The 24168-nt window shown below is 49.2% G+C and carries 23 protein-coding genes and 1 other annotated feature; of the genes, 15 read left to right on the forward strand and 8 right to left on the reverse strand.

What is annotated here, in order from left to right; all coding sequences use genetic code 11:
• Positions 1-115: 115 nt before the first annotated feature.
• The 5 genes from RTV33_RS10120 to RTV33_RS10140 all read left to right on the forward strand — a co-directional run bounded on the left by RTV33_RS10120 (position 116) and on the right by RTV33_RS10140 (position 5787).
• On the forward strand, positions 116-853 hold the full coding sequence (locus RTV33_RS10120) for a P-loop NTPase (protein WP_312643934.1): 738 nt from the start codon (positions 116-118) through the stop codon (positions 851-853).
• A gap of 55 nt (positions 854-908) precedes the next feature.
• Entirely contained in the window at positions 909-1328 is a 420-nt protein-coding gene (locus RTV33_RS10125) for a methylglyoxal synthase (protein WP_312643935.1), read from the forward strand.
• 64 nt (positions 1329-1392) lie between these two features.
• Positions 1393-1627 (forward strand) — a binding site (T-box leader).
• Positions 1628-1727: 100 nt separating this feature from the next.
• The gene (gene hisS, locus RTV33_RS10130) at positions 1728-3038 is read left to right on the forward strand and encodes a histidine--tRNA ligase (protein ID WP_312643963.1); all 1311 of its coding nucleotides are present in this window, start codon (positions 1728-1730) and stop codon (positions 3036-3038) included.
• 1 nt (position 3039) lies between these two features.
• Positions 3040-4836 (forward strand): aspartate--tRNA ligase, encoded by a 1797-nt coding sequence (gene aspS, locus RTV33_RS10135; protein ID WP_312643936.1) that lies wholly within the window; start codon positions 3040-3042, stop codon positions 4834-4836.
• 225 nt (positions 4837-5061) lie between these two features.
• Positions 5062-5787, forward strand: coding sequence for an AAA family ATPase (locus tag RTV33_RS10140; RefSeq protein ID WP_312643965.1), 726 nt, complete (start codon positions 5062-5064; stop codon positions 5785-5787).
• 81 nt (positions 5788-5868) lie between these two features.
• Here the strand turns inward: RTV33_RS10140 and nifJ are convergent, their stop codons facing one another.
• A complete protein-coding gene (gene nifJ / locus RTV33_RS10145; protein WP_312643937.1) occupies positions 5869-9417 on the reverse strand; it encodes a pyruvate:ferredoxin (flavodoxin) oxidoreductase in 3549 nt (1182 codons plus the stop codon).
• A 218-nt stretch (positions 9418-9635) separates the two neighbouring features.
• On the opposite strand from nifJ, the gene RTV33_RS10150 reads away from it, so the two are divergent.
• The 3 genes from RTV33_RS10150 to aroF all read left to right on the forward strand — a co-directional run bounded on the left by RTV33_RS10150 (position 9636) and on the right by aroF (position 12491).
• Positions 9636-9791: a hypothetical protein gene (locus RTV33_RS10150; RefSeq protein WP_312643938.1), complete on the forward strand. Its 156-nt coding sequence runs from the start codon at positions 9636-9638 to the stop codon at positions 9789-9791.
• 159 nt (positions 9792-9950) lie between these two features.
• Positions 9951-11282, forward strand: coding sequence for a hemolysin family protein (locus RTV33_RS10155; RefSeq protein ID WP_312643939.1), 1332 nt, complete (start codon positions 9951-9953; stop codon positions 11280-11282).
• 198 nt (positions 11283-11480) lie between these two features.
• Positions 11481-12491 (forward strand): 3-deoxy-7-phosphoheptulonate synthase, encoded by a 1011-nt coding sequence (aroF, locus tag RTV33_RS10160; protein WP_312643940.1) that lies wholly within the window; start codon positions 11481-11483, stop codon positions 12489-12491.
• Between the two features lie 50 nt (positions 12492-12541).
• On the opposite strand, the gene RTV33_RS10165 is transcribed toward aroF, so the two are convergent.
• The 6 genes from RTV33_RS10165 to RTV33_RS10190 all read right to left on the reverse strand — a co-directional run bounded on the left by RTV33_RS10165 (position 12542) and on the right by RTV33_RS10190 (position 16037).
• Entirely contained in the window at positions 12542-12727 is a 186-nt protein-coding gene (locus RTV33_RS10165; RefSeq protein WP_312643941.1) for a hypothetical protein, read from the reverse strand.
• A gap of 73 nt (positions 12728-12800) precedes the next feature.
• The gene (locus RTV33_RS10170) at positions 12801-13499 is read right to left on the reverse strand and encodes a PHP domain-containing protein (protein ID WP_312643942.1); all 699 of its coding nucleotides are present in this window, start codon (positions 13497-13499) and stop codon (positions 12801-12803) included.
• Entirely contained in the window at positions 13499-13831 is a 333-nt protein-coding gene (locus tag RTV33_RS10175; RefSeq protein WP_312643943.1) for a DRTGG domain-containing protein, read from the reverse strand. The genes RTV33_RS10170 and RTV33_RS10175 overlap by 1 nt, the downstream gene beginning before the upstream one ends.
• A 61-nt stretch (positions 13832-13892) precedes the next feature.
• Positions 13893-15218, reverse strand: coding sequence for a [Fe-Fe] hydrogenase large subunit C-terminal domain-containing protein (locus RTV33_RS10180; protein WP_312643944.1), 1326 nt, complete (start codon positions 15216-15218; stop codon positions 13893-13895).
• 40 nt (positions 15219-15258) lie between these two features.
• On the reverse strand, positions 15259-15687 hold the full coding sequence (locus tag RTV33_RS10185) for an anti-sigma regulatory factor (RefSeq protein WP_312643945.1): 429 nt from the start codon (positions 15685-15687) through the stop codon (positions 15259-15261).
• Entirely contained in the window at positions 15684-16037 is a 354-nt protein-coding gene (locus RTV33_RS10190; RefSeq protein ID WP_312643946.1) for a DRTGG domain-containing protein, read from the reverse strand. The genes RTV33_RS10185 and RTV33_RS10190 overlap by 4 nt, the downstream gene beginning before the upstream one ends.
• 391 nt (positions 16038-16428) lie before the next feature.
• On the opposite strand from RTV33_RS10190, the gene RTV33_RS10195 reads away from it, so the two are divergent.
• The 6 genes from RTV33_RS10195 (at position 16429) to RTV33_RS10220 (ending at position 22739) form a co-directional block, all read left to right on the forward strand.
• On the forward strand, positions 16429-16923 hold the full coding sequence (locus RTV33_RS10195) for an NAD(P)H-dependent oxidoreductase subunit E (RefSeq protein ID WP_312643947.1): 495 nt from the start codon (positions 16429-16431) through the stop codon (positions 16921-16923).
• A 6-nt stretch (positions 16924-16929) separates the two neighbouring features.
• A complete protein-coding gene (locus RTV33_RS10200; protein ID WP_312643948.1) occupies positions 16930-17487 on the forward strand; it encodes an ATP-binding protein in 558 nt (185 codons plus the stop codon).
• Positions 17484-17855, forward strand: a complete 372-nt coding sequence (locus tag RTV33_RS10205) for a (2Fe-2S) ferredoxin domain-containing protein (RefSeq protein ID WP_312643950.1) — start codon at positions 17484-17486, stop codon at positions 17853-17855. The genes RTV33_RS10200 and RTV33_RS10205 overlap by 4 nt, the downstream gene beginning before the upstream one ends.
• Positions 17856-17868: 13 nt before the next feature.
• Positions 17869-19656 carry an NADH-quinone oxidoreductase subunit NuoF gene (gene nuoF, locus RTV33_RS10210; RefSeq protein ID WP_312643952.1) on the forward strand — a complete coding sequence of 596 codons (1788 nt, stop codon included), beginning with the start codon at positions 17869-17871 and terminating at the stop codon, positions 19654-19656.
• Positions 19657-19674: 18 nt separating this feature from the next.
• Positions 19675-21417, forward strand: a complete 1743-nt coding sequence (locus tag RTV33_RS10215) for an NADH-dependent [FeFe] hydrogenase, group A6 (RefSeq protein WP_312643954.1) — start codon at positions 19675-19677, stop codon at positions 21415-21417.
• Positions 21418-21809: 392 nt separating this feature from the next.
• Positions 21810-22739 (forward strand): CPBP family intramembrane glutamic endopeptidase, encoded by a 930-nt coding sequence (locus RTV33_RS10220; RefSeq protein ID WP_312643956.1) that lies wholly within the window; start codon positions 21810-21812, stop codon positions 22737-22739.
• Between the two features lie 53 nt (positions 22740-22792).
• On the opposite strand, the gene sleB is transcribed toward RTV33_RS10220, so the two are convergent.
• A complete protein-coding gene (gene sleB, locus RTV33_RS10225; protein ID WP_312643958.1) occupies positions 22793-23506 on the reverse strand; it encodes a spore cortex-lytic enzyme in 714 nt (237 codons plus the stop codon).
• A gap of 173 nt (positions 23507-23679) precedes the next feature.
• Between sleB and RTV33_RS10230 the strand changes: the two genes are divergently transcribed.
• Positions 23680-23985, forward strand: a complete 306-nt coding sequence (locus RTV33_RS10230; RefSeq protein ID WP_312643960.1) for a hypothetical protein — start codon at positions 23680-23682, stop codon at positions 23983-23985.
• Positions 23986-24168 lie beyond the last annotated feature (183 nt).

Here is a 24168-nt window from a genome sequence, read left to right on the forward strand (position 1 = left end):
GTCTTATTTACCAATTATTTAAAAAATAATACTTTGAATTTGGATGTATTTGTGATATGATAACAATGGGCGTAAATGGGAAAATGTGCTCATTTTGAAAGGGTATCAATAAAACATGATGGCGAAGATTATTATGATTACCTCTGGGAAAGGCGGCGTGGGCAAGTCCTCCGTCTGCTCTAGCTTAGGGTATCATTTGGCAAGGCTGGGTAAAAAGGTACTGATATTGGAAATGGACAGCGGCTTGCGCTGCCTCGATATTATGCTTGGCGTAAATGAAACCACCGTACACGATATTTCTGACGTGCTGTGCGGTAGGTGTGAGCCAATCAAGGCGATTTACGAGTCGCCCATTACACCAAACCTCGCCATGATGCCTGCGACTCTGCGCCCCGATTCGCCCTATTCGTCCGAGCTTTTTTATAAGCTTTGCAAGGGGCTATCGCATTACTACGACTATCTTTTGATTGAGACGCCAGCGGGCTTTGGCAGAATGCTTACCGATATTGCAAAGGTATCCGATTTGGCACTGCTGGTTGTTACACCCGACCCTATCTCGATGCGCGACGCAAAAATATTGTCCGATTATCTCGCTGACCGCGGGCTGAAAAAACAAAGGATCATTATCAACAAGGTGAAAACAAACCGTGGAAAACTGGAGGTTTTGCCCGACCTTGATGTGATTATTGACACGGTGCTTGAACCGCTGATAGGCGTAATACCTTACGAGCCCGAAATGGTGCGGGCGCTGTCGCAGGGGCGCATGCTGCCGGTTCGGTTTTTGGCGGGCAGGGCACTGCAAAACATTGCGCGCCGCATTACCGGCGAATTTGTTGAGCTGGCAGTGTTTTAACGGTGGGTAATAACTTTAATTTGATTACATAGAAACACAATTGGAGGGAAAACTTGTGAATATAGCAGTTACAGCACACGACTCTAAAAAAGAACTTATGGTACAGTTTTGCATCGCTTATTGCGGAGTCCTCAGCCGCCACACCATGTGCGGCACCGGCACTACCGCAAAGATGGTGTCTGAAGCGACCGGACTTGAAATAGTGGGTTTTTTAAGTGGCAGACAGGGCGGCGACCAGCAGGTTGCATCGCGCATTGCCTGCAATGAAATTGACCTTTTGCTGTTCTTCCGCGATCCGCTTACCGTAAAGCCCAATGATATTGACGAGGCACAGCTGCTTCGCCTTTGTGATGTGCACAACATTCCGGTTGCAACTAACATTGCTACCGCCGAAGCGCTCATCCATGCACTGGAGCGCGGCGACCTCGATTGGAGAAATATCGTCAACCCAAAAACCACCGGCAATATCCGCTAGGTAGCGGAGCGCCGACTCAAACTTACTGTTTACTTTTTGAGCGAAAAGTTGTACAATAGATGTGAAAAAAGCGTTTGTACCGGGAAAAGTAGCACCCGCACCCTACAGAGAGAGCGCGCCGCGGCTGAAAGCGCGTTTGTGTTATGCGAGCAGCGAACAGACCCCCGGGAGTTGACAGGGCGAAGGCAAATGATGCTGTGTAGTCCTTGTCCGTAAGCCTTGCGTTAAAAGGTTCTCGAGTGGGGCGCATCTGCGCCCAATCAGGGTGGCACCGCGGGTTATTATACTCCGTCCCTTTTTGCAGGGATAGGAGTATTTTTTTTGCAGGCAACTCCTGTGAAATGTCTCGGTTATCGGCAAATAAAATAATTTAAGATAAAGGGAGAGAACAAAATGGCATTGTTGACACAAGCGCCCAAGGGCACACAGGATGTTTTGCCGCAGGAAAGCTACAAATGGCAGTATGTTGAGCAGCTTACCATGGAGATTGCAAAGCTGTATGGCTTTCAGGAAATGAGAGTTCCCACCTTTGAGCATACCGAGCTGTTCAACCGCTCGGTGGGTGATACCACCGATGTGGTGCAAAAAGAGATGTACACCTTTTTGGATAAGGGCAACCGCTCGATCACCCTGCGCCCTGAAGGCACGGCGGGCATGGCGCGCGCCGCCATTCAAAATGGTTTGCTCAATGGTGCACTACCCGTAAAGGTGAGCTACAATGTGTCCTGCTTTCGCTACGAAAAGCCACAGGCGGGCAGGCTACGCGAGTTCCACCAGTTTGGTGCCGAGGTATATGGCTCCGATTCGCCCGCATGTGACGCGGAAGTCATCGCCATGGTGCACGAAATTTTTGAAACACTCGGCGTAAAAGATTTGGTCTTAGAGCTTAACTCCATCGGTTGCCCCACCTGCCGTGCCGAATACCACAAGGCACTGATTGCTTACTTTGAGGCGCATGCAGACAAGCTTTGTACTACTTGCAACGAACGCCTTGAGAAAAACCCCATGCGCATTCTGGACTGCAAAAACCCCGACTGCGCTGAAATTGCAAAGGATGCGCCCAAGGTGTTGGACTATATCTGCGAGGACTGCAAAACCCATTTTGAGGGGCTGAAAAAACGCCTCGATGCGCTGAATATTCCATATGTGGTGAACCCCACCATTGTGCGTGGGCTGGATTACTACACCAAGACGGTGTTTGAGTTTGTCACAAACAGCATCGGTGCGCAGGGTACGGTATGCGGCGGCGGACGTTACGACGGCATGATCGAGCAGCTTGGCGGGCCAAAGCTCGCGGGCATAGGCTTTGCAATGGGGCTCGAGCGTCTCATCAAGGTAATGGAGGTGAGCGGTGCGGAGTTCCCGCAGAGGGTTCCGTGCACCATCTACATTGGCAGCATCGGCGAGGATGCATCGGTCAAGGCTTTTGCACTGGTGAACGCACTGCGCGAAGAGGGCTTCTATGCCGAGTGCGATACCGTGGGTAGAAGTGTTAAGGCACAGATGAAATATGCCGACAAGCTCGGGTGCCAGTTCAGCTGTATTCTTGGTGACAACGAACTTGCGGCGGGCAAGGCTACCGTAAAAAATATGCAGACAGGCGAAACCAAAGAGGTTGAGTTTGATGATTTGGTGGATTTTATCTATGATGAGCAGGTGGCTGTTCTTACCAGCGGGATAGAAAACGCCGATATGAAGGAGGAAAACTGATATGGCTGAAACAATGAACGGTTTAAAGCGTACCAACTATTGTACAGAGCTTACCATTGATAATATAGGCAAAGAGGTTGTAGTTGCGGGCTGGGTACAAAAAATCCGCAACCTTGGCAACCTGATTTTTGTAGACCTGCGCGACCGCAGCGGAATTTTGCAGCTTGCTTTTGACGATGCGACTGCGCGTGAGGTGTTTGGCAAGGCCGAAACTCTGCGCGGCGAGTACGTTATTATGGCAAAAGGCGTTGTGCGCAAGCGCGAGGCTGTCAACAACGACATCAAAACGGGGCAGATTGAAATTTTTGTAGCCGAGCTGCGCATTTTAGGTAAGGCACAAACCCCTCCGTTCGAAATTACCGACACCACCAATGTAAAAGAGGAACTGCGTCTGAAATACCGCTACCTCGACCTGCGCCGCAGCGAAATGCAGCACGCAATCCAAATGCGCCACAAAATTGTAAAGGTTGCACGGGACTATTACGACGAACACGATTTTCTTGAGATTGAGACCCCCATCCTCATCAAATCTACACCCGAGGGTGCACGTGATTATCTCGTACCTTCCCGCGTGCACGAGGGCAAATTTTATGCGCTGCCTCAGTCACCCCAGCTTTACAAGCAGCTGCTCATGCTCTCTGGCTTTGACCGTTACCTGCAAATTGCGCGCTGCTTCCGCGATGAAGACCTGCGTGCAGACCGTCAGCCCGAATTTACCCAGATCGACCTTGAAATGTCGTTTGCAGATGAAGAAGATATCATGAGCACCAACGAAGGCTTTATGAAGCGCGTGATGCAGGAAGTGCTCGGCGTTGAGATTGAAACACCTTTTCGCAGAATTCCTTATTCCGAGGCAATGAACCGCTACGGCTCCGACAAGCCCGATACCCGCTTCGGTTTAGAGCTGGTTGATCTTTCCGACGTTTTGGCTAAAACTGAGTTTAAAGTGTTTTCCGGTGCTATTTCGGGCGGAGGCAGTGTCCGTGCCATCAATGTTAAGGACGGCGCGCATCAGTTATCCCGCAAAGAGATTGATAAGCTGACCGACTTTGTAAAAACCTACAAGGCAAAAGGCTTGGCTTACACCCGTCTTACCGAAGATGGCGAGACTTCCAGCTTTGAAAAATTCCTCACTGAGGGCGAAAAGAGTGCTATTCGCGAAAAGTTGGGTGCAGAAAAAGGCGACGTTCTGCTGGTAGTGGCAGATTCCAACAACAATGTGGTGTACGATTCGCTGGGTGCACTGCGCTGCGAGCTTGCGGACAGGCTGGGCCTGATTCAAAAAGGTACCTTTGACCTGCTGTGGGTAACCGACTTTCCGCTGTTTGAGTACAGCGAAGAAGAGAACCGCTACATGGCAAAGCATCATCCGTTCACCATGCCCAAGGTGGAGGACGTCGATATGGTTGAGAAAGACCCGGCTCACTGCCTCGCCAGAGCATACGACATGGTGATGAATGGCTGTGAGATTGGCGGCGGCTCGGTTCGCATCAACGACCCCGAGTTGCAGGAGCGTATGTTTAAAGCACTGGGCTTTACGATGGAGGACGCAAAGGAGAAGTTCGGCTTCCTCATCGACGCGTACAAATACGGTGCGCCGCCGCACAGCGGTATGGCATTCGGTTTGGACAGACTCGTGATGCTGATGCTTGAAAAAGACAGCATCCGCGATGTGATTGCGTTCCCCAAGGTGCAAAACGCAAGCGAGCTGATGAGCCAATGCCCCAACACTGTGGAAGATAAGAGCCTGCGTGAGCTGCACATCAAAATTGATGTGCAGGCAGAGCCGGAGGCATAGGCTGCAGCTTCTGACACAATATAATTCGAATAAAAAGCGATGTAGAGTACAAAATGTACTTTGCATCGCTTTTGTAATTTACAGATAGAGAAAAGATTATAAACTTGTTTCAACGGGAAGCCGCAAACTTGCATGGATGTAAAAATAATGATAAAATCAAGCTGGCGGTGACGATACCGTATCTGGTGGGAGGCGAGATGTTTGAATACCCAGTACATAGAAAGTATGAGCATAAGGGATTTATCAAGTGATGACTCCTATATTTCAGATTTGCCGGTAGTAAAAAACTTAATCAAGATACGAAAATTAAATTTTAATAAAAGGGTTACCTTTTTTGTAGGCGAAAACGGCACCGGAAAATCTACGCTTTTAGAGGCAATTGCTGTTAAATATGGGTTTAATGCGGAAGGCGGAACGATTAACTTTTCTTTTTCATCCAATGCTACACACTCGTCATTAAGCGATTATTTATTTTTGACCAAAGCGGCAAAGCGCCCCAGAGATGGCTTTTTTCTACGTGCTGAAAGCTTTTACAATGTAGCAAGCTATATTGACGAATTGGATAAGCAGAAGGCGGCGTCCTCCCCGATTATAAGAAGCTACGGAGGAGTATCGCTGCATGAGCAGTCACACGGGGAAAGCTTTTTGTCGCTTGTACAGAATCGGTTTGGTGGGAACGGGCTGTACATTTTAGATGAGCCTGAGGCGGCGTTGTCTCCAAGCAGACAAATGACTCTGCTTGTGCATATTCGCAATTTAGTCAAGAACAATTCGCAGTTTATTATTGCCACCCACTCACCAATACTTCTTTCTTTCCCTGGTGCAGATATTTTTGAATTGACTGAGGACGATATTAAGCAAACAGAATACCAAAAGACAGAGCACTACATTTTAACAAAACAATTTTTAAATAAGCCTGAGCAGATGCTAAAATATCTGTTTGAAGATTAAGCTTTAAAATATAAAAACGAGGTCATCTGCTAAAGCAGATGACCTCGTTTATCGTATCAGCTCTATACGCGCTGAATATAATTATTCTACGTCGTAGAGTTTGGAGAGTCTCAGCAGGTGGTTGTACTTTTCAGCGGCAACCTTCTCAGCCTTCTCAAACAGAACTTCAGCTCTCTCAGGGAATGCACGGGTGAGAGAGGTGTAACGAACTTCGTTCTTGAGGAAGTCTGCATAGCTCGCGGAAGGAGCCTTAGAATCCAGCTGGAACGGGTTCTTGCCCTGGTCGGCCAGACGTGGGTCAAAGCGGAACATATGCCAGTAACCGGCAGCAACCGCAGCCTTAATCTGAGACTGAGCATTTACCAGACCGCCCTTGATGCCGTGGTTGATACAGGGCGAGTAAGCAATGATCAGAGAAGGACCGTTGTAGCTTTCAGCCTCAACAAATGCTTTAATGCACTGGTTGTAATCAGCGCCCTGAGCAACCTGAGCAACGTAAACATAGCCGTAGCTCATTGCAATTGCAGCAAGGTCTTTCTGTTTTACTTCTTTACCAGCAGCAGCAAACTGAGCAACAGCACCTGTCGGGGTTGCCTTGGAGGACTGACCGCCTGTATTGGAGTAAACCTCGGTGTTGAACACGAGAATGTTGATGTCTTCACCGGAAGCGATGACATGATCCAAACCACCGAAGCCGATATCGAACGCCCAGCCGTCGCCGCCGAAGATCCAGTTGGATTTCTTAGCGAGGAACTCTTTGTTCTTGAGAATTTCTTTTCCATCCTCACATCCGCATTTTTCAAGAGCTGCGATGAGGTTTTTGGTAGCAACTGCATTGGCAGCGCCATCGTTAACAGAAGAGAGGTAAGCCTCGCAAGCCGCTTTCACGTCAGCATCTGCTTTCTTGGAGAGAGCAAGAATCTTTGTGATTGCCTGATTGCGCAGCGTAGCCTGAGCCAGGAACATACCGTAACCGAACTCTGCGTTGTCCTCGAACAGGGAGTTTGCCCAAGCAGGACCAAAGCCCTTCTTGTTAACGGTGTACGGTGTGGAGGGAGCGGAACCACCCCAGATAGAGGAACAGCCGGTAGCGTTTGCAATATACATTCTGTCGCCAAACAGCTGAGTAGCAAGTTTTGCGTAAGGTGTTTCACCGCAGCCGCCGCAAGCGCCGGAGAACTCGAGCAAGGGCTGTTTAAACTGGCTGCCCTTAACGGTAGTCTCTTTAAACTTCTCAAAAACTTCGGGTTTGTCAGCCAGGGTGAGGCTGTAAGCAGCACCTTCTTGTTTGTCCAGGTTATCATCCAGTGGGCCCATAACGAGTGCTTTAGCACCCTTCTTGCCCGGGCAAACATTTGCACAAGAGCCGCAGCCTGTGCAGTCCAGTACAGAAACAGTGATAGCAAATTTATAGCCGGGCATACCAACCATGTCGACGTATTTCTGAGAAGCAGGAGCGTTAGCAGCCTCTTCCTCAGTCATAACCATCGGGCGAATGACCGCATGCGGACATACATAAGCACAGAAGTTACACTGGATGCAGTTTTCAGGCTGCCATACCGGGGTATCTACCGCAATGCCGCGTTTTTCGTAAGCTGCAGAGCCCTGAGGGAAGGTACCGTCTTCAGCACCGCTAAATGCAGAAACAGGCAGCTTGTCGCCGCGCTGTGCGTTTACAGGGATCTGAATGTTGTTGATATAGTCAACCAGATCTTTTCTGGAGCCGGTTGCTACAGGAACTTTATCGCTCTCGTTATCGGGTGCATTCTTCCAATCCTCAGGAACTTTAATCTCAACCAGTGCGTCAGCGCCCATATCAATTGCAGCATGGTTCATTGCAACAACTTTCTCACCCTTTTTGCCGTAAGAAGCAGTTGCAGCGTCCTTCATATATTTGATTGCATCATCCAGAGGAATGATGTTAGCAAGTTTAAAGAATGCAGACTGCAGAACGGTATTGATTCTGGTGCCGAGGCCCAGCTCTTTACCGGCTTTTACGCCATCCAGTGTGTAGAACTTAATGTTGTGGTTTGCAATGTAACGTTTGTCTTTACCGGGCATTCTGGCGTTAATTTCGTCCATATCCCAGCCGCAGTTCAGCAGGAATGTGCCGCCGTCCTTCAAATCCTCGATCATGTCGTATTTTCCGACGTAGGAGGGGTTGTGGCAGGCAACAAAGTTTGCTTTGCTGATATAGTAGGTGGAACGGATAGGGGTATGACCGAATCTCAGGTGAGAAATGGTTACGCCGCCAGACTTTTTGGAGTCATATGCGAAGTATGCCTGTGCATACATGTCGGTATGATCGCCAATGATCTTGATGGAGTTTTTGTTTGCACCAACGGTACCGTCAGAGCCCAAGCCCCAGAACTTACAGCTGGTTGTACCGGCCGGTGTGGTATCGGGGTTCTCGGTAATGTCGAGAGACAGGTTGGTTACGTCATCGGTGATGCCGATGGTGAAGATCTTCTTGCCCTGAGCAGCAGCATTGTTGTAAACAGCAATAATCTGTGCAGGGGTAGTATCTTTCGAGCCCAAGCCGTAACGGCCGCCAAGAACGGGAACGTTGTGGAACTTGGTATCTTTCAGAGAAGCAACAACGTCGAGGTACAAAGGCTCGCCCAAAGCGCCGGGCTCTTTGGTTCTGTCAAGAACAGAAATCACCTTTGCAGTTTCGGGAATTGCAGCAAGCAAATGTGCAGCAGAGAACGGTCTGTACAGACGAACTTTGACCAAACCAACCTTCTTGCCATTTGCATTCAGGTAATCGATGGTCTCTTCAATGGTGTCACAAACAGAGCCCATAGCAATGATGACGTTGTCAGCATCGGGAGCACCGTAGTAGTTAAACAGGCTGTAGTTGGTGCCGATTTTAGCATTCACTTTGCCCATGTAATCCTCAACGATTGCGGGAAGAGCATCGTAGAATTTATTGCAGGATTCACGTGCCTGGAAGAAGATATCGCCGTTCTGAGCAGTACCGCGCAGTACGGGGTGCTCGGGGTTGAGAGCGTTCTTTCTGAATGCGTCAACAGCATCCATATCGCACATCTCTTTGAGATCCTCGTAGCTCCAAGCCTCAATCTTCTGAATCTCGTGAGAGGTTCTAAAGCCGTCGAAGAAGTTTACGAAAGGAACTCTGCCCTTGATAGCAGCAAGATGAGCGACAGCGGTGAGGTCCATAACCTCCTGTACGTTACCGCCGCAGAGCATTGCAAAACCGGTTTGACGGCAGGCATAAACGTCGGAGTGATCGCCGAAAATGTTCAGTGCGTGAGAAGCAACGGTACGAGCGGAAACGTTAATTACCGCGGGTAGCAGCTCACCAGCCATTTTGTACATGTTCGGAATCATCAGCAGAAGACCCTGCGAAGCGGTAAAGGTGGTGGTAAGGGCACCGGCAGCGAGGGAACCGTGAACGGTACCGGCAGCACCGGCCTCAGACTGCATCTCTACAACCTTTACTTTTTCCCCGAAAATGTTGAGGCGACCGTCAGCAGACCATTTGTCTGAAACCTCAGCCATAACGGAAGACGGGGTAATGGGGTAAATCGCTGCAAGATCTGTAAATGCATACGACACATGAGCGGCAGCAGTATTGCCGTCCATGGTTTTCATTTTTCTTGCCATGTTTTGATATTCCTCCTTAGAAATTTGATAGCCACTTTTGACCTAGCCTTTAAAAAAAGACTTTACTAGTAAATTCTAACACTTTTACCGCACGGTGTAAATAGCAAAACGGCTTTTTCGCCTGTTAAAAAGCTGTAAACTTGTCGGTTTTTCTGTGTACAAAAGTGCAAACTGGAATAGAGTTGTTTTTTGCGCTTAACAAAAGAAAAAGTCGCAAAATGCGAAAACAAGTTGACTTAAAAAATGCACGGTTGCAATTTGCTCAAATTGCCTCTTATACGGCAACAACAGGCGCTGTACGGGCGGCAAACGAGTTTACGCCCCGCATCATTGCGCTGGCACGGCGGCAGAGCACCGCAGCGTATGCCCATTAAATTGACAAGCAAGCCAAAAAAAGGTATATTTGAAGCAACGCCGTACTGTTTTAACAGTACGGGTAAATCGCCATAGCCGGCGGCTAACAATTAGTATATGCATGCTGTGGTACGAATATGAGGCGGCAGTTCAGCCGCAGAGGAGTTTGAATTTACATTATGGGAGATCCTGGTGGCAGTATTTGGTTTTACATTGGGCTTTTGGTGTTCTTGATTTTGAGCAACGCGTTTTTTGCGATGAGCGAGCTTGCGGTAATTGGTTTAAACGATGTTAAGCTGGCCCGCATGGCCGAAGAAGGCGACAAAAAGGCAAAAATTCTTGCACGCCTTACGGCAGAGCCGAGCAAATTTCTTTCGACCATTCAGGTGGGCATTACCCTTTCGGGAATGCTTGCTTCGGCGGTTGCGGCAGATACCTTTGCGGATATCATTGTCCGGTCGGTGTCGATACCGACTATTTCGCCCGGGGTAATCCGTGTGGTATCGCTGATCGTTATTACCATTCTGCTGTCGTTTATCACCATTGTGTTTGGCGAACTGGTGCCCAAACGCATTGCCATGCAATACCCTGAAAAGGTTGCATTCGGCGTTGCCGGTGCACTGAACATCTGCTACACGGTAGAGAAACCCTTTGTTATGCTGCTATCTGCCACCACCAACGGTTTGGTGCGCTTAGTGGGTATCGACCCGAATGCCGATGAGGAACAGGTCACCGAGGAAGAGATTCGTATGATGGTGGATGTGGGCAATGAGCGCGGCGTCATTGAACAAAGTCAGAAAGAGATGATCAATAACATCTTTGAGTTCGATGACCGCACGGCGGGCGAGGTGATGACCCACCGCACCGAAGTTACCGGTGTTGAGATGGATGCCACCATTGACGAGCTGGTCCGTCTTGCGATCGAAGACGGTTACTCTCGCATTCCGGTGTATGAGGATACCCTCGATGATATTAAAGGCATCATCTATGTGAAAGATCTGCTCACACTGGTGAAGGAGAACGCACCGCAGAATTTTAAGGTGCAGGATTATATGAGAAAGGCGCTTTTTGTGCCTGAAAGCAACCGTTGCCGCGAGCTGTTTTTAGAGTTTAAGGCGAAAAAAATCCAAATGGCAATTGTGGTGGATGAATACGGCGGAACCTCGGGTGTTGTTACGATGGAAGACCTGCTGGAGTCGATTGTAGGCAACATACAGGATGAATATGACGACGAGGAGGAAGAGGTCAGCCGCATCTCCGATACCGCATTTACGCTGGACGGCGCAATCTCTCTTGATGAGGTGGAAAATCTGATGAAGATTGACATCCCCGATAATGTGGATTACGACACCCTCGGCGGGCTTATCACCGACCTGCTCGGCAGAATTCCGTCGGAAGATGAGCACCCTAAAATTCAGATTGACGATGTGGAGTTTACAGTGCTCAAGGTGGAGGACAGACGCATTGCCAAGGTGAAAGCAGAAAAGCTGCCGGTGGAAGAAATAGAGTAGAATCCAAAGCAAAACAGCATCAATTTGTATTCGTAAAAAAGAGGCGCGGCTGCGTCTCTTTTTTTAATGGTATATGCAGTTTAATGCTTTAACGCTTTCGTGCTTTTGTGTATTAAAATATTTTTCTTTCTTTTTCTCTCCGGTTGCGTTATAATAGGTCTAAATAAGCAGTATAACGTATAAGGAGGGTACCCACCCATGATTGTGATATTAAAGAAAAACCCCGAAAAACAAAAGGTTGATCATTTGATAGAATCTTTCAAAAAGCTTGGGCTCGCCATTCACTACAGCGAGGGAACCCAGACTACCATTGTAGGTTTGGTAGGCGACACCTCGCGCGTAGATATGGATGCCATTTGCGCCAATGAAATTGTGGAAACCGTAAAGCGTATCAGCGAGCCTTACAAGGCGGCAAACCGCCGCTTTCACCCGCAGGATACCGTGGTAGAGGTGTGCGGGCGTAAGATTGGAAACGGGCATTTTGGTGTTATAGCAGGGCCCTGTTCCGTCGAAAGCGAAGAGCAGATTATTTGTGTTGCACAGCAAATTAAAAAGAGCGGTGCACAGTTTTTGCGCGGAGGTGCATTTAAACCCCGTACCAGCCCCTATGCGTTTCAAGGGCTGGAGGCAGACGGCTTAAAGCTGCTGCTGGAGGCGAAAAAGGCCACAGGGCTGCCGGTTGTCACTGAAATTATGAGCCAAACCCACATCGATCTGTTCGCCGATGTGGATATTATACAGGTTGGTGCTCGCAATATGCAGAATTTCCAACTGCTCAAAGAGTTGGGGCACAGCGATAAACCGATTCTGCTCAAGCGCGGGCTTGCCAACACTTTGGAAGAGTTTTTGATGAGCGCCGAGTACCTTATGGCAGGCGGAAACAACAACATTATTCTATGCGAGCGGGGAATACGCACCTTTGAAACCGCCACACGCAACACCCCCGACCTCACCGCCATTGCGATGATCAAGCGTCAGTCGCATCTGCCCGTCATTTTTGATCCCAGCCATGCCACCGGAATTCCATGGCTGGTTGAACCGCTCTCCAAGGCGGCTATTGCAATCGGGGCCGACGGCTTGATGATTGAGGTGCACAACAACCCTGAAGCGGCGCTGTGCGACGGTGCACAATCGCTTAACTTTGAACAATTTGATCAAGTGATGGATACCGTCAAACAACGCGTTGCCGTGGAGAAAAAGGTTCTTTAAGAGCACAAAAAGCCACCGATTTTAGATCGGTGGCTTTTTTATCGATTAATTCAAAGTCTGGCAAGTGCCATAAGCACAATGTAAACAAGCAACAGAACAAACAAAACCACCATGCCCATGCCGGTGAACCGAATCTTGTGGTTTCCGCTGGAGATACCTTTTGAGATAAAAACAATGCCCGCAACCAAAAGCAAAAGGGCGATGACGGGAAGAATTTTAAACAGTAAAACGGACATAACGATACCTCACAATCTATTAAACAACAGCTCCAGTATACCACCAACGCTGTAAAAAAGATAGGCGAAAAAGTTAAATTTTTGTGCTCAGAAAATATGCCCACAGGTCATTACAGGGCAGTTCGTTTTCTGCCTCCGAAATCTCCCACAGATAATGGGCGTCGGAGTTGTGTACAATCAGCGGCGGCGCAGAGCAGGGCAGCAGGGGCAGCATTTGCGGAAGTTTGCGCCTATCCTTAACCTCGTAAAGCGTAAAGCCGCACTCGGGCGGTACCATGCCAAGGCTGGATGTAATGCTGTACGAGGTTTTTTCGATGTGCGCGGGAAAGCAGATGCCGCCGAACTGCTCCATCAAACCGGTAAGCTCCATAATGCTGATTTCGCATGCATTGATGAGCAGCTTTGGCTCATAGCCTATGATACAGTCCTGCGCGTCGAGAATACGCTGTTCCCCGAATATGGCAGGGTCGTTTGGTACATCGGGCAGGCGCGCGTAGACGTAAGCATCAAATGCCATTGCCTGCTCCGGCGTGGGGAACAGGCACACTGCGTGAATTTCCTCTGCGGTGTTAATTTCCATTCCGCACAGCACCTTTAAACCGCTTGCCTGTGCTGCGGCCCAAAGTGCGGGGCAGTTTTTGCAGGAGTTATGGTCGGTGAGGGCAATGGTATCAAGCCCCTTGAGCACCGCCATATTGACAATATTGTTGGGGGTCATATCATTGTCACCACAGGGCGAGAGCGCCGAATGAATGTGGAGGTCGTAATACATCAGTGAATCGCCTCATGAATGGCGAGTGCCGCCTCAAAAGCAGGCTGCTCGGTACGCAAGACAGCTACACCCTGCGCGGTGGCTTTGGCAATGGCAGCTTGGTCGATTGCCGCGTTTTCTGCCAGCACAAGGCAGGAGGTATCGGCAAGTACTGCCACCGCAATGGCATTGATGTTGCCCATTACGGTGATCCAGGCGCTGTCGGCGGGCGCGCGTGCCATCGCCCAGCTGAGCAGGTCGCAGCAAAACACACCGGTAACATCACGGGTGAGCCCGTCGCCTGCACACACAACATCAAAGCCGCATTTTATCGCAACTTGTTCCACCGTCATAAAATCAGTCCTTATCTGTTAATCTGGGTTCTGCACTGCGTACGCAGCGTTATTTGGTGCGCTAAGGGGAATCGTCGCTATCGCCGACTTTAAAGCTTTGGGGAATATGCCCCTCCAACAGCGCGAGCGAGGAGGCGATCTCCTGCATATGCGTTTTAAGCCGAAAGATACAATCGTCGGTTGTGGCGTAACCGCGCACCACATCCTCGGCAAGTGCCTTGCAGCTAGGTGCACCGCATGCGCCGCAGTCAATGCCCTGGAAGGTGGATGCAATTTTTTGCAGCTCAGAAAGCTTGCTCATTGCCACCGAAACGTCGGGATCAAGCTGAAGCACCGGCTCATACTCGAGCGGGGTATCAAATTTAGAGTAGGCGGGGATATGGTCGCCAATGCGGTTGCAGGCGACGGGTAGATATTTACGGATGCGTTTTAGCTTTGCCTTGGCAATGTAGGGGTTTTCTACCGTGAGCACGCCGCCAACGCAGCCTGCCGAGCAGGCGTTGAGCTCGACAAAGTCGAGGTCGGAGTATTTTTCGTCCTCCAAATCCTCCAACACTTTAATGACGTTTTCAATGCCATCCGCTGCCAGATAGCGGTCGTTGAGAAGAGCGTAAGCTTCGCCGCCACTGCTGCCCCAGCCCACACCCACACGGCCTACCGAAACCAGCTCCTTGGGGGCTGCGGCAACAACCTTCATAGCAGAAATCAGCTTGGGGTAAAGGTCGCTAATGGCGAAAACGCCGTCGATGGCGCTTTTTTGTGTACCCAGCGGCATTTTTACCGCGGTTACTTTGGCGGGGCAGGGGGAGATGAAAAATGCCCCCACTTCATCGGGCTTGTAGCCGAGCTGCTCCACCGCGTTCTTTTTTGCCATACGCGCTGCAATTTCAACCGGTGCGAGAATTGGCAGCACATTGCCGATAAGATCGGGGAAGCGAACGCGAATCAGCCTGGAAATCGTGGGGCACGCCGAGCTGATAACCGGACGCTGCAGATTCCCTTCGCTGAACAGCTTTCGGGTTGCGTCCGATACGAGCTCTGCTGCCTTTGCCACCTCAAACACATCATCAAAACCCAGCTGAATCAGTGCAGTTAGCACAATATCAATGTCGTCGAGGTTGTTGAACTGCCCGTACAAAGCGGGAGCGGGCAGAGCAATTTTATATCGGAAGCTGTCAAGCAGCTCCATTTGGTCAAAAATAGGCTTTTTTGCATGATGCGGGCAAACACGAATGCACTCACCGCAGTCAATGCAGCGGTCGGAAAGAATCTTTGCTTTGCCGCCGCGCACCCGAATTGCCTCAGTGGGGCAGCGCTTGATGCAGTTGATACAGCCCATGCAGGCATCTTTATCCAGGGTAACCGAATGGAAAAACTTTGTTTCCAAACAAAAATCACCTCCGTCTTCACAGATTGCACAATGCAATCTACGATTTTATAAAAACACGCATTTTTACCGTAGTGCCAACACCTACCGTGCTTTCAACAATCATTTCGTCGGTGTAATTTTTCATGTTGGGCAGCCCCATGCCTGCGCCAAAACCGAGCGAGCGCACATCGTCGGGTGCGGTGCTCCAGCCCTCACGCATGGCAAGGTCAACATCCGGTATACCTGGGCCGGTGTCGGTAAGTATCATACGAATTTCATCCGAGGAAATATCAACGGTAATCTCGCCGCCGTGTGCATGTATCACCATATTAATTTCGCCCTCGTACACTGCAATGGCGACCTTACGGATAATATCGGGTGCAAGTCCAATTTGTTTAAGGGCCTTTTTAATGCTGGATGAAGCTTCCCCTGCGCGGGTAAAGTCATCACCCGGCACCGTATAATGAAATGTGATTGCCTGTGTCACGAATGATCGCAACCTCCCCGCAGTCCGTTATCAAAGAGAAGACCACAGGCGGTAAACATACGGTAAGCTGTGGCGAGCACTGTAATGCCGCGCTCCTGCGCAAGGGTGAGCACGGTGTCGTCGGGTGTCTTGCCGCGCACAAAAACAACGCAGATAATATCCATCATCTCGGCAGTGCGGATAACCTGAGGGTTGACAAGCCCGGTCAGCAGAACCGACTGGTCTTTTACAAAGGCCAGCACGTCGCTCATCATGTCGCTGCCGCAGGCGGTATTTACCTCGCGCTCCATCGACTCTCCTTCGCACAGAACCTCTGCCTTAAGAATTTGTTTGATTTCACGAATCGTCATAATATTCCCCCATTTTAAAAAATGACAAGTAGAGTATTTCCCCGCCACAATTAAATTAATATACCCATTATATCATTTCGCATATGGGGAAAGCAAACAAAACAACGCTCTGGAGAAAAACAAATTTGTACAGAAGGTCAAACAAAAATCACGAGAAATTGATAGTTTTTTAACAATAATTTAGCAAATGTGCACAATATAACTTTGGGAAACCTACGAAGAAAGTAGAAAAGAAACGAAAAATACGCAATTTTTTATAAGTTTATGCGGAAAAGCAGTAGATTTTTACAATCCGCTCTGTTATACTTTTATTTAAATATGCCACAGGTTGCACCAATGCGCTTTAGGGTTCGCGCAGGTGCGTCTTCGGCACACCAAGGAGGTTTATTTGATGGCTAAAACATGTGTTCCGTTTCAGGGTACGAAGGAACAGGAAGAAGCGCTCCTGAAAGTAATAGAAAACCACAAGGAGCAAAAGGGCGCTCTGATGCCTATTTTGCAGGAAGCACAGGGAATTTATGGCTACCTGCCCATTGAAGTTCAGAAAATAATTGCGTTGGGTCTCGATCTTCCGCTGGAAGAGGTTTACGGCGTTGTAACGTTCTATTCGCAGTTTTCGCTTAACCCCAAGGGTCAGTACAAAATATCGGTATGTCTTGGTACTGCCTGCTATGTAAAGGGTGCGGGCGATATTTACGACAAATTGATGCAAAAGCTTAACATTAAGGGCGGCGAATGTACCCCCGACGGCAAGTTTTCTCTCGAAGCGTGCCGCTGCATCGGCGCATGCGGTCTTGCCCCTGTTATGACAATTAACGAAGATGTTTACGGCCGTTTGGTTTCCGATGATATCGAAACCATTCTGGCAAAATACGCTGACAAATAAAAGGTTATGCAGGAGTTATCGCTCAATATATTGGATATAGCGCAGAACTCTGTCAAAGCGGGTGCAACCGAGATACAGATTACAGTATCCCAAAGCACGGCACAGGACAAAATGACCATTGCCATTGCCGACAACGGCTGCGGTATGACCGCAGAGGTGCTGCAGCGGGTAATTGACCCATTTTACACCACCCGTACCACCCGCAAGGTGGGGCTGGGGGTACCGTTTTTTAAGATGGCGGCAGAGATGACCGGTGGGTGGATGAGCATTCAGTCGCAGGTGGGGGAAGGAACGACCGTTACCGGTGAGTTTGTACTCTCGCACATAGACCGGATGCCGCTGGGCGATATGGCGCAAACCATGTGCTGCCTCATCAGCTGCAACCCCGACATTCAATTTGTGTATAAACACGAGACGGATGATGCAAGCTTCACCGTGAGCACGCGTGATTTTACCGAGGTGCTCGGTGATGTGCCGCTGAATACCCCGCAGGTGATGGAGTTTATCGAAAGCTATATTAGAGAAAATACCGAGAATTTGAACGGAGGTACAGTTAGCATATGAAAAATTTAGCAGAGCTTCAGGCATTGCGTGATCAGATGAAGACCAATATGGGCGTTCGTCATGACGATTTGGATAATATCAGAGTGGTAGTTGGTATGGCAACATGCGGTATTGCAGCAGGTGCTCGTCCCGTGCTTACCGCGTTTTCGGAAGAGGTTTCAAAAAGAAAATTAAGCAATGTTACCATTGCGCAAACAGGCTGCATTGGCGTTTGCCAGTATGAGCCGGTGGTTGAGATTTATGTGCCCGGCAAAGAGAAGGTTACCTATATAAAAATGGCACCAGAAAAGGTTGCTAAAATTGTCAGCGATCACATCGTAAACGGCAATCCGGTTAACGAGTACACAATCGGAGCAATTGCGAAATAAGGAGGAGCAGATTATGTATCGTTCTCATGTACTGGTCTGCGGCGGCACCGGTTGTACGTCGTCGGGCAGTGAGCAAATTATTGGCGCGCTGGAAGCTGAAATTCAGCAGGCGGGGCTTTCGGAAGAAGTAAAGGTTATCAGAACAGGCTGTTTTGGTCTGTGTGCATTGGGTCCCATTATGATTATTTATCCCGAGGGTGCATTCTATTCCAGAGTAAACCCTGAGGATATTTCCGAGATTGTTTCGGAGCATCTTGTCAAAGGCCGTATCGTGACCAGACTGCTCTACGATGAAACCGTACATAAAGATGAGATTCAGTCTTTGAATGAAACTCAGTTTTATAAAAAGCAAAACCGCGTAGCGCTAAAAAACTGCGGTGTCATCGACCCTGAAAACATCAATGAGTATATTGCTTACGACGGCTACCAGGCGCTGGGTAAGGTTCTTACCGAGATGACCCCGGATGACGTTATCCAGCTGATGAAGGATTCTGGGCTCCGCGGGCGTGGTGGCGCGGGCTTCCCCACTGGGCTGAAATGGAGCTTTGCAAAAGCTTCTGTAAATGACCAAAAATTTGTTGCCTGCAACGCTGACGAAGGCGACCCGGGTGCGTTTATGGATCGTTCGGTTCTGGAGGGAGACCCCCATGTTCTGATTGAAGCGATGGCGATTGCCGGCTATGCAATCGGTGCAAACCAGGGCTTTGTTTATGTGCGTGCCGAGTACCCCATTGCGGTGAAACGCTTGCAAATTGCAATTGATCAGGCGAAAGAGCTTGGCTTGCTCGGCAAGAACATTCTGGGCACAGGCTTTGATTTTGAGCTCGACATCCGTCTGGGTGCCGGCGCATTTGTGTGCGGCGAAGAAACTGCGCTGATGACCTCGATTGAGGGGCACCGCGGCGAGCCGAGACCTCGTCCCCCGTTTCCGGCGGTCAAAGGTCTGTTCGGCAAGCCCTCCGTGCTCAATAACGTGGAGACCTATGCAAACGTACCTCAAATCGTGCTCAACGGTGCCGACTGGTTCCGCTCCATGGGTACTGAGAAATCCGCCGGTACAAAGGTGTTCGCGGTAGGCGGCAAAATCCACAACACCGGTCTGGTTGAGGTTCCTATGGGTACCACTCTGCGTGAGATCGTCGAGGAAATCGGCGGCGGTATCCCGAACGGCAAAAAGTTTAAAGCGGCACAAACCGGCGGTCCTTCCGGCGGTTGTATCCCCGCAAGCCATCTTGATATTGAAATCGACTATGACAATCTGTTGTCCATCGGCTCTATGATGGGCTCGGGCGGTTTGATTGTTATGGATGAAGACACCTGTATGGTGGACATTGCAAAATTCTTCCTCGAGTTTACCGTGGATGAGAGCTGCGGCAAATGTACACCTTGCCGTGTGGGTACCAAACGCCTGTACGAGATTCTTGACAGAATCACAAAAGGCAAGGGTGAGATGGAAGACATTCAGCGCCTAAAGGAGCTTTCGGCGTTCATCAAAGAGAATTCGCTTTGCGGCTTGGGCCAGACTGCACCCAACCCGGTTCTTTCTACACTCAACTTCTTTGAGGATGAGTACGTCGCGCACATTCAGGAAAAGAGATGCCCGGCAGGCGTTTGCAAAGACCTGCTGCGCTACTCGATTATTGAAGATAAATGTAAGGGCTGTACCCTTTGCGTACGCGTATGTCCTGCAGACGCAATTACGGGCGAGCTAAAGAATCCGCACAAGATCGACGTCCACAAATGTGTAAAATGCGGCGCTTGTATAGAGAAATGTCGTTTTGGCGCGATTGTTAAGAAATAAGAAGGGAGTGTACCATTCATGGATATGGTTAATATTAAAATCAACGGTATGCCCTTGTCCGTGCCGAAGGATTCTACTATTCTTGAGGCTGCACGGGTTGCCGGCATCAATATCCCCACACTTTGCTACTTGAAAGAGATTAACGAGATCGGTGCATGCCGCATCTGTATGGTTGAGGTAAAAGGTGCGAGAAGCCTTGTTACCGCTTGCGTTTACCCGGTAAACGAGGGTATGGAGGTTTTTACTAACACACCCAAGGTGCTGGAAAGCAGAAAAACAAACCTGGAGCTTGTACTTTCCACCCACAATAAAAAATGTCTCTCCTGCGTACGCAGCGGCGATTGTGAGCTGCAAACACTCTGCAAAGAGTTTGGCGTGGATAACGAAAACCACTTTGACGGCGAAGTCAACGAATACGAAATTGATGCCTCGGCGGCTCATATGGTTCGCGACAACAGCAAATGTATTCTTTGCCGCCGCTGTGTAGCTGTTTGCGCACACAATCAGGGTGTTGGCGTAATCGGTGCAAATCAGCGTGGTTTTAAAACCGAAATCGGCTGTGCATTTGAGGCACCTCTTGCAAAAACCACCTGCATCTGCTGTGGTCAGTGCATCACCGTATGTCCCACCGGTGCGCTGTATGAGAAGGATGCGACCGATAAGGTTCGCAGTGCAATCGCAAACCCCGAAAAGGTGGTTTTGGTTCAGACTGCACCTTCTGTTCGTGCCACACTGGGTGAGTGCTTTGGCCTGCCCATCGGCACCGATGTGGAAGGCAAAATGGTAGCCGCGCTGCGCAGACTTGGCTTTGACGTTGTGTTCGATACCGACCTGGCTGCCGACTTTACCATTGTAGAGGAAGCGAACGAGCTGGTTGAGCGTGTTCAAAACGGCGGCGTGCTGCCCATGATTACCTCGTGCTCACCGGGTTGGGTAAAATACTGCGAGCATTACTTCCCCGAAATGATCCCCAACCTTTCCACCTGCAAATCGCCGCAACAGATGTTTGGCGCCATTGCAAAAACATGGTACGCTGAGAAAAACGGCATTGATCCGAAGAACATTGTCAGCGTGAGCATCATGCCCTGCACCGCGAAAAAGTTTGAGCTTGCGCGCAACGACCAAAAGGCAGCGGGCGTGCTTGATGTAGATATTTCGCTCACCACCAGAGAGCTTGCCAGAATGATTCAGCGTGCAGGCCTCGACTTTGTCAACCTGCCCGATGAAGATTTTGACGACCCAATGGGCGAATCCACCGGTGCGGCGGTAATCTTCGGCGCAACCGGCGGTGTTATGGAGGCTGCACTGAGAACTGCGGTTGAAACACTGACCGGTGAAGAGCTGAAAACCTTGGAGTTCACCGAGGTTCGCGGCACTGAGGGCATTAAAGAGGCTACCTATAAGGTTGGCGGCTTGGAGGTTAACGTTGCAGTTGTTTCGGGTACTGCAAACGCGAAAAAGCTTTTGGAGGCTGTGAAGAACGGCGAGAAAAACTATACCTTCATTGAAGTAATGGGTTGCCCGGGCGGCTGTGTAAACGGCGGCGGTCAGCCGCAGCAGCCGGCTTCTGTCCGCAACTTTGTGGATTTGAAGGCACTGCGTGCAAAAGCGCTGTACACCAACGACGAAAACAAAACCATTCGGAAGTCTCACGAGAATCCTTCTGTGAAGAAGATTTACGAGGAGTACTTTGGTAAACCTGGCAGCCACAAGGCGCATGAAGTGCTGCATACCTCTTATGTAGCGCGCGAGCGTTTCTAACGAATCTATTTAAAAGAGCCATCCGTGAAAAAACGGAATGGCTCTTTTTGCATTAACACTGCACTTATTTGCATCTTTACTAGATAGAGGTATATTGCTGCTTGTTGGGTACTATATTCCTTTTGGTTTTTAATCATAAATACGGTTAAACAAACATTATTAATTGGGACGATTGAAAGTGAGCGAAACGGTCTGCCGTTTTCTTTACAGAGTATACATGATATAATAACTGCATTACGGTTATTATATTTTATTGAAATGCCTTTGACTCGCCCCTTACGGGGCAACCGCCAAAATGGCGAATTATATCATAAGCGCTACGCTTTTTATGACATAATATAAGCAGATTATATTAAGGACAGACAACATCTGCAAAAGAAGGGTTTTATTATATGGAAGAAACGGATATCTTATTTGCCCAAAAGAAAATGAAAAAGGCATTCTCTCGTATCGGCTGGGGAATGACTGCACTGCTTGCGTCAACCTATCTCTCGCAATTTGGTATATCGCTGTTAGTAAGGCTGTATGCGCCCCAATTTACAAAAAGTGAAGTGCTATGGTGGGGGCTTACCACAATTCCTCTGTATGTTTTTGGTGTGGCGGCACTTTGGCTGATCACCCGCACTATGCCAGAGGGCGAAACAAAAGAGGGGATAGACCTTTCGGCAGGGCAAATCGGTGCGCTTACCTGCATCACGCTGGCTATGAGTATTGTGAGCGGATTAGCATCCCTCATGCTCAACGGCATACTCGGCATCATCAAGGGCAGCCCGGTTGCCAACCCCTCCGTCGCGATTGAGAAGATGCACATTGTTCCTACCTTTTTGGTGATATGTATTATTGCGCCGGTGGTGGAGGAGTATATTTTCCGCGGCATTCTCATTCGTAAGCTGCGGGGTTACGGCGAGGCAGTGTGCGTATTTGCCTCGGCCTTTCTTTTTGCTTTGCTCCACGGTAACAGCTATCAGCTAATCAGCACCTTTGTAATAGGGGCGGTGCTGGCATATGTTACGGTGAAAACCAATACTATTGTATATGCTATCTTAATTCACATGTCAAACAATATAGTTGCAACCATTGCCGCCCGAATAACGGCGACACAAAACATGGCGGCAGCTTCACTGTTTTCGATTGGGATGATGGCGATGATTATTTCGGGCTGTGTTTTTCTGGGCTTTGCCATCAGACGAATCAGCCTGGATAACAGCGGAAGTGATATTAGCATATGGGTGCGGCTGCGCAGCTTTGTATTAAGCCCTGGTGTAATGGTATACACTTCTTTAAATACCTTGCTTATTGTATACTCAATTTTTTTCGCATAGCAAATAAGAAAAGGAGTCTCTGTTCAGAGGCTCCTTTTTATTGCGGACAGCGGCTATTTGCAGAATAAATGCTTTCCAATGCGCTTGATGACGGGGCGGGTACGCATCCATTGGTTTGAGGTTTTATCGGGGTTATAATAGTAGATTGCGCCGCCGCTTGCATCCCATCCGTTCATTGAGTCTTTGGCGGCTCGGTAAGCACTGTCTGCCACGGGTTGGTTGATTTGGCCGTCGGTAATGGCGGTAAAAGCCCCCGGCTGATAGATAACACCTGAAAGCGTGTTGGGGAACGAGGGGTGTTTTACACGGTTGATGATGACGCCTCCAACGGCAACTTGTCCCTCGTAGGTTTCGCCGCGTGCCTCCGCTGAGATGACGCGCGCCAGCAAACGGTAGTCACTGTCGGAGTAGCCGCCGACGCCGCCTGAACTGGTGGAGCCGCCCGAGCTGCCGGACGAAGAACTAATGCCCATAGCGCGCAAGGTCTGCGGGCCTGCAATGCCATCCACGTTCAGGCCGTTTTTCTGCTGAAAGTAGCGGACGCCTTTTTCTGTCTGGGGGCCGAAGATGCCATCCACCGCTCCGGTCATATAGCCCCACTGCTTCAGCTTAGTCTGAATCTGCCGCACCTCATTGCCGCGTGAGCCTACGCGCGAGAGTGCATCCACAGAACCCATCCTGCTCGCATAGGTTACTAAGCCAATCATTAAAATGTTTAGTGCAATCAGGATCATCAGCTTCAAAATGGGAATTATCTTTCTTGTCATAGCATAACCTCCTTGAGAAAATTAGATGGTAGAAGTATTTCCAGATATCGCACTCTTATCCGTATTCGTGCAAAACGAGTTATTTTGTCACCCTTTTTAAACAAAAACATATCATAATCATGTAAATGTGTTTTGTATTTGGAATGAACGGCAAGGTAAGGAGGAGACGGTGAATGGAGCTTTGGCTGGTGATGGGGATATCGTCGGTGCTAATTGTGGTAAGCTTTTTGTTGGGTGAACGTTTGCAGGAGCGCAGGATGCTTCGTGAAGCGGGACGGGTAAGGCACCAGCGCGCAATGCGTTGTGTACAGTTTGCCGCACAGGGGATCGATACCTTAATCCGGAAAGATTTGATTCCGGCGGGCAAGCGCACCGCATGCATTGAGGAAATGGCACGTGCAGCCTATGCCTACAGCTTTGCGCAGCCGGATGCCTATATAGAGGAAGAAATTCACAAAGCAGTGAATGGGTTTGCGTAATCATGGCTATAATAAAGGCGGATGCGGTCGCATCCGCTTTTATGTTGCCAAAAACACTCCATGATGGGGGCAGATTGTGTGCAGATATGACAATACGCGTATTTCTTACAAAAAACCTGCTAAAAAACGTTGACAAACCTTTGGGGCTATGTTAATATAATAAAGCTGTCAGCGAGACAGGAA

The organism is Hydrogenoanaerobacterium sp., from assembly GCF_032017025.1.
Lineage (GTDB): Bacteria > Bacillota > Clostridia > Oscillospirales > Ruminococcaceae > Hydrogenoanaerobacterium.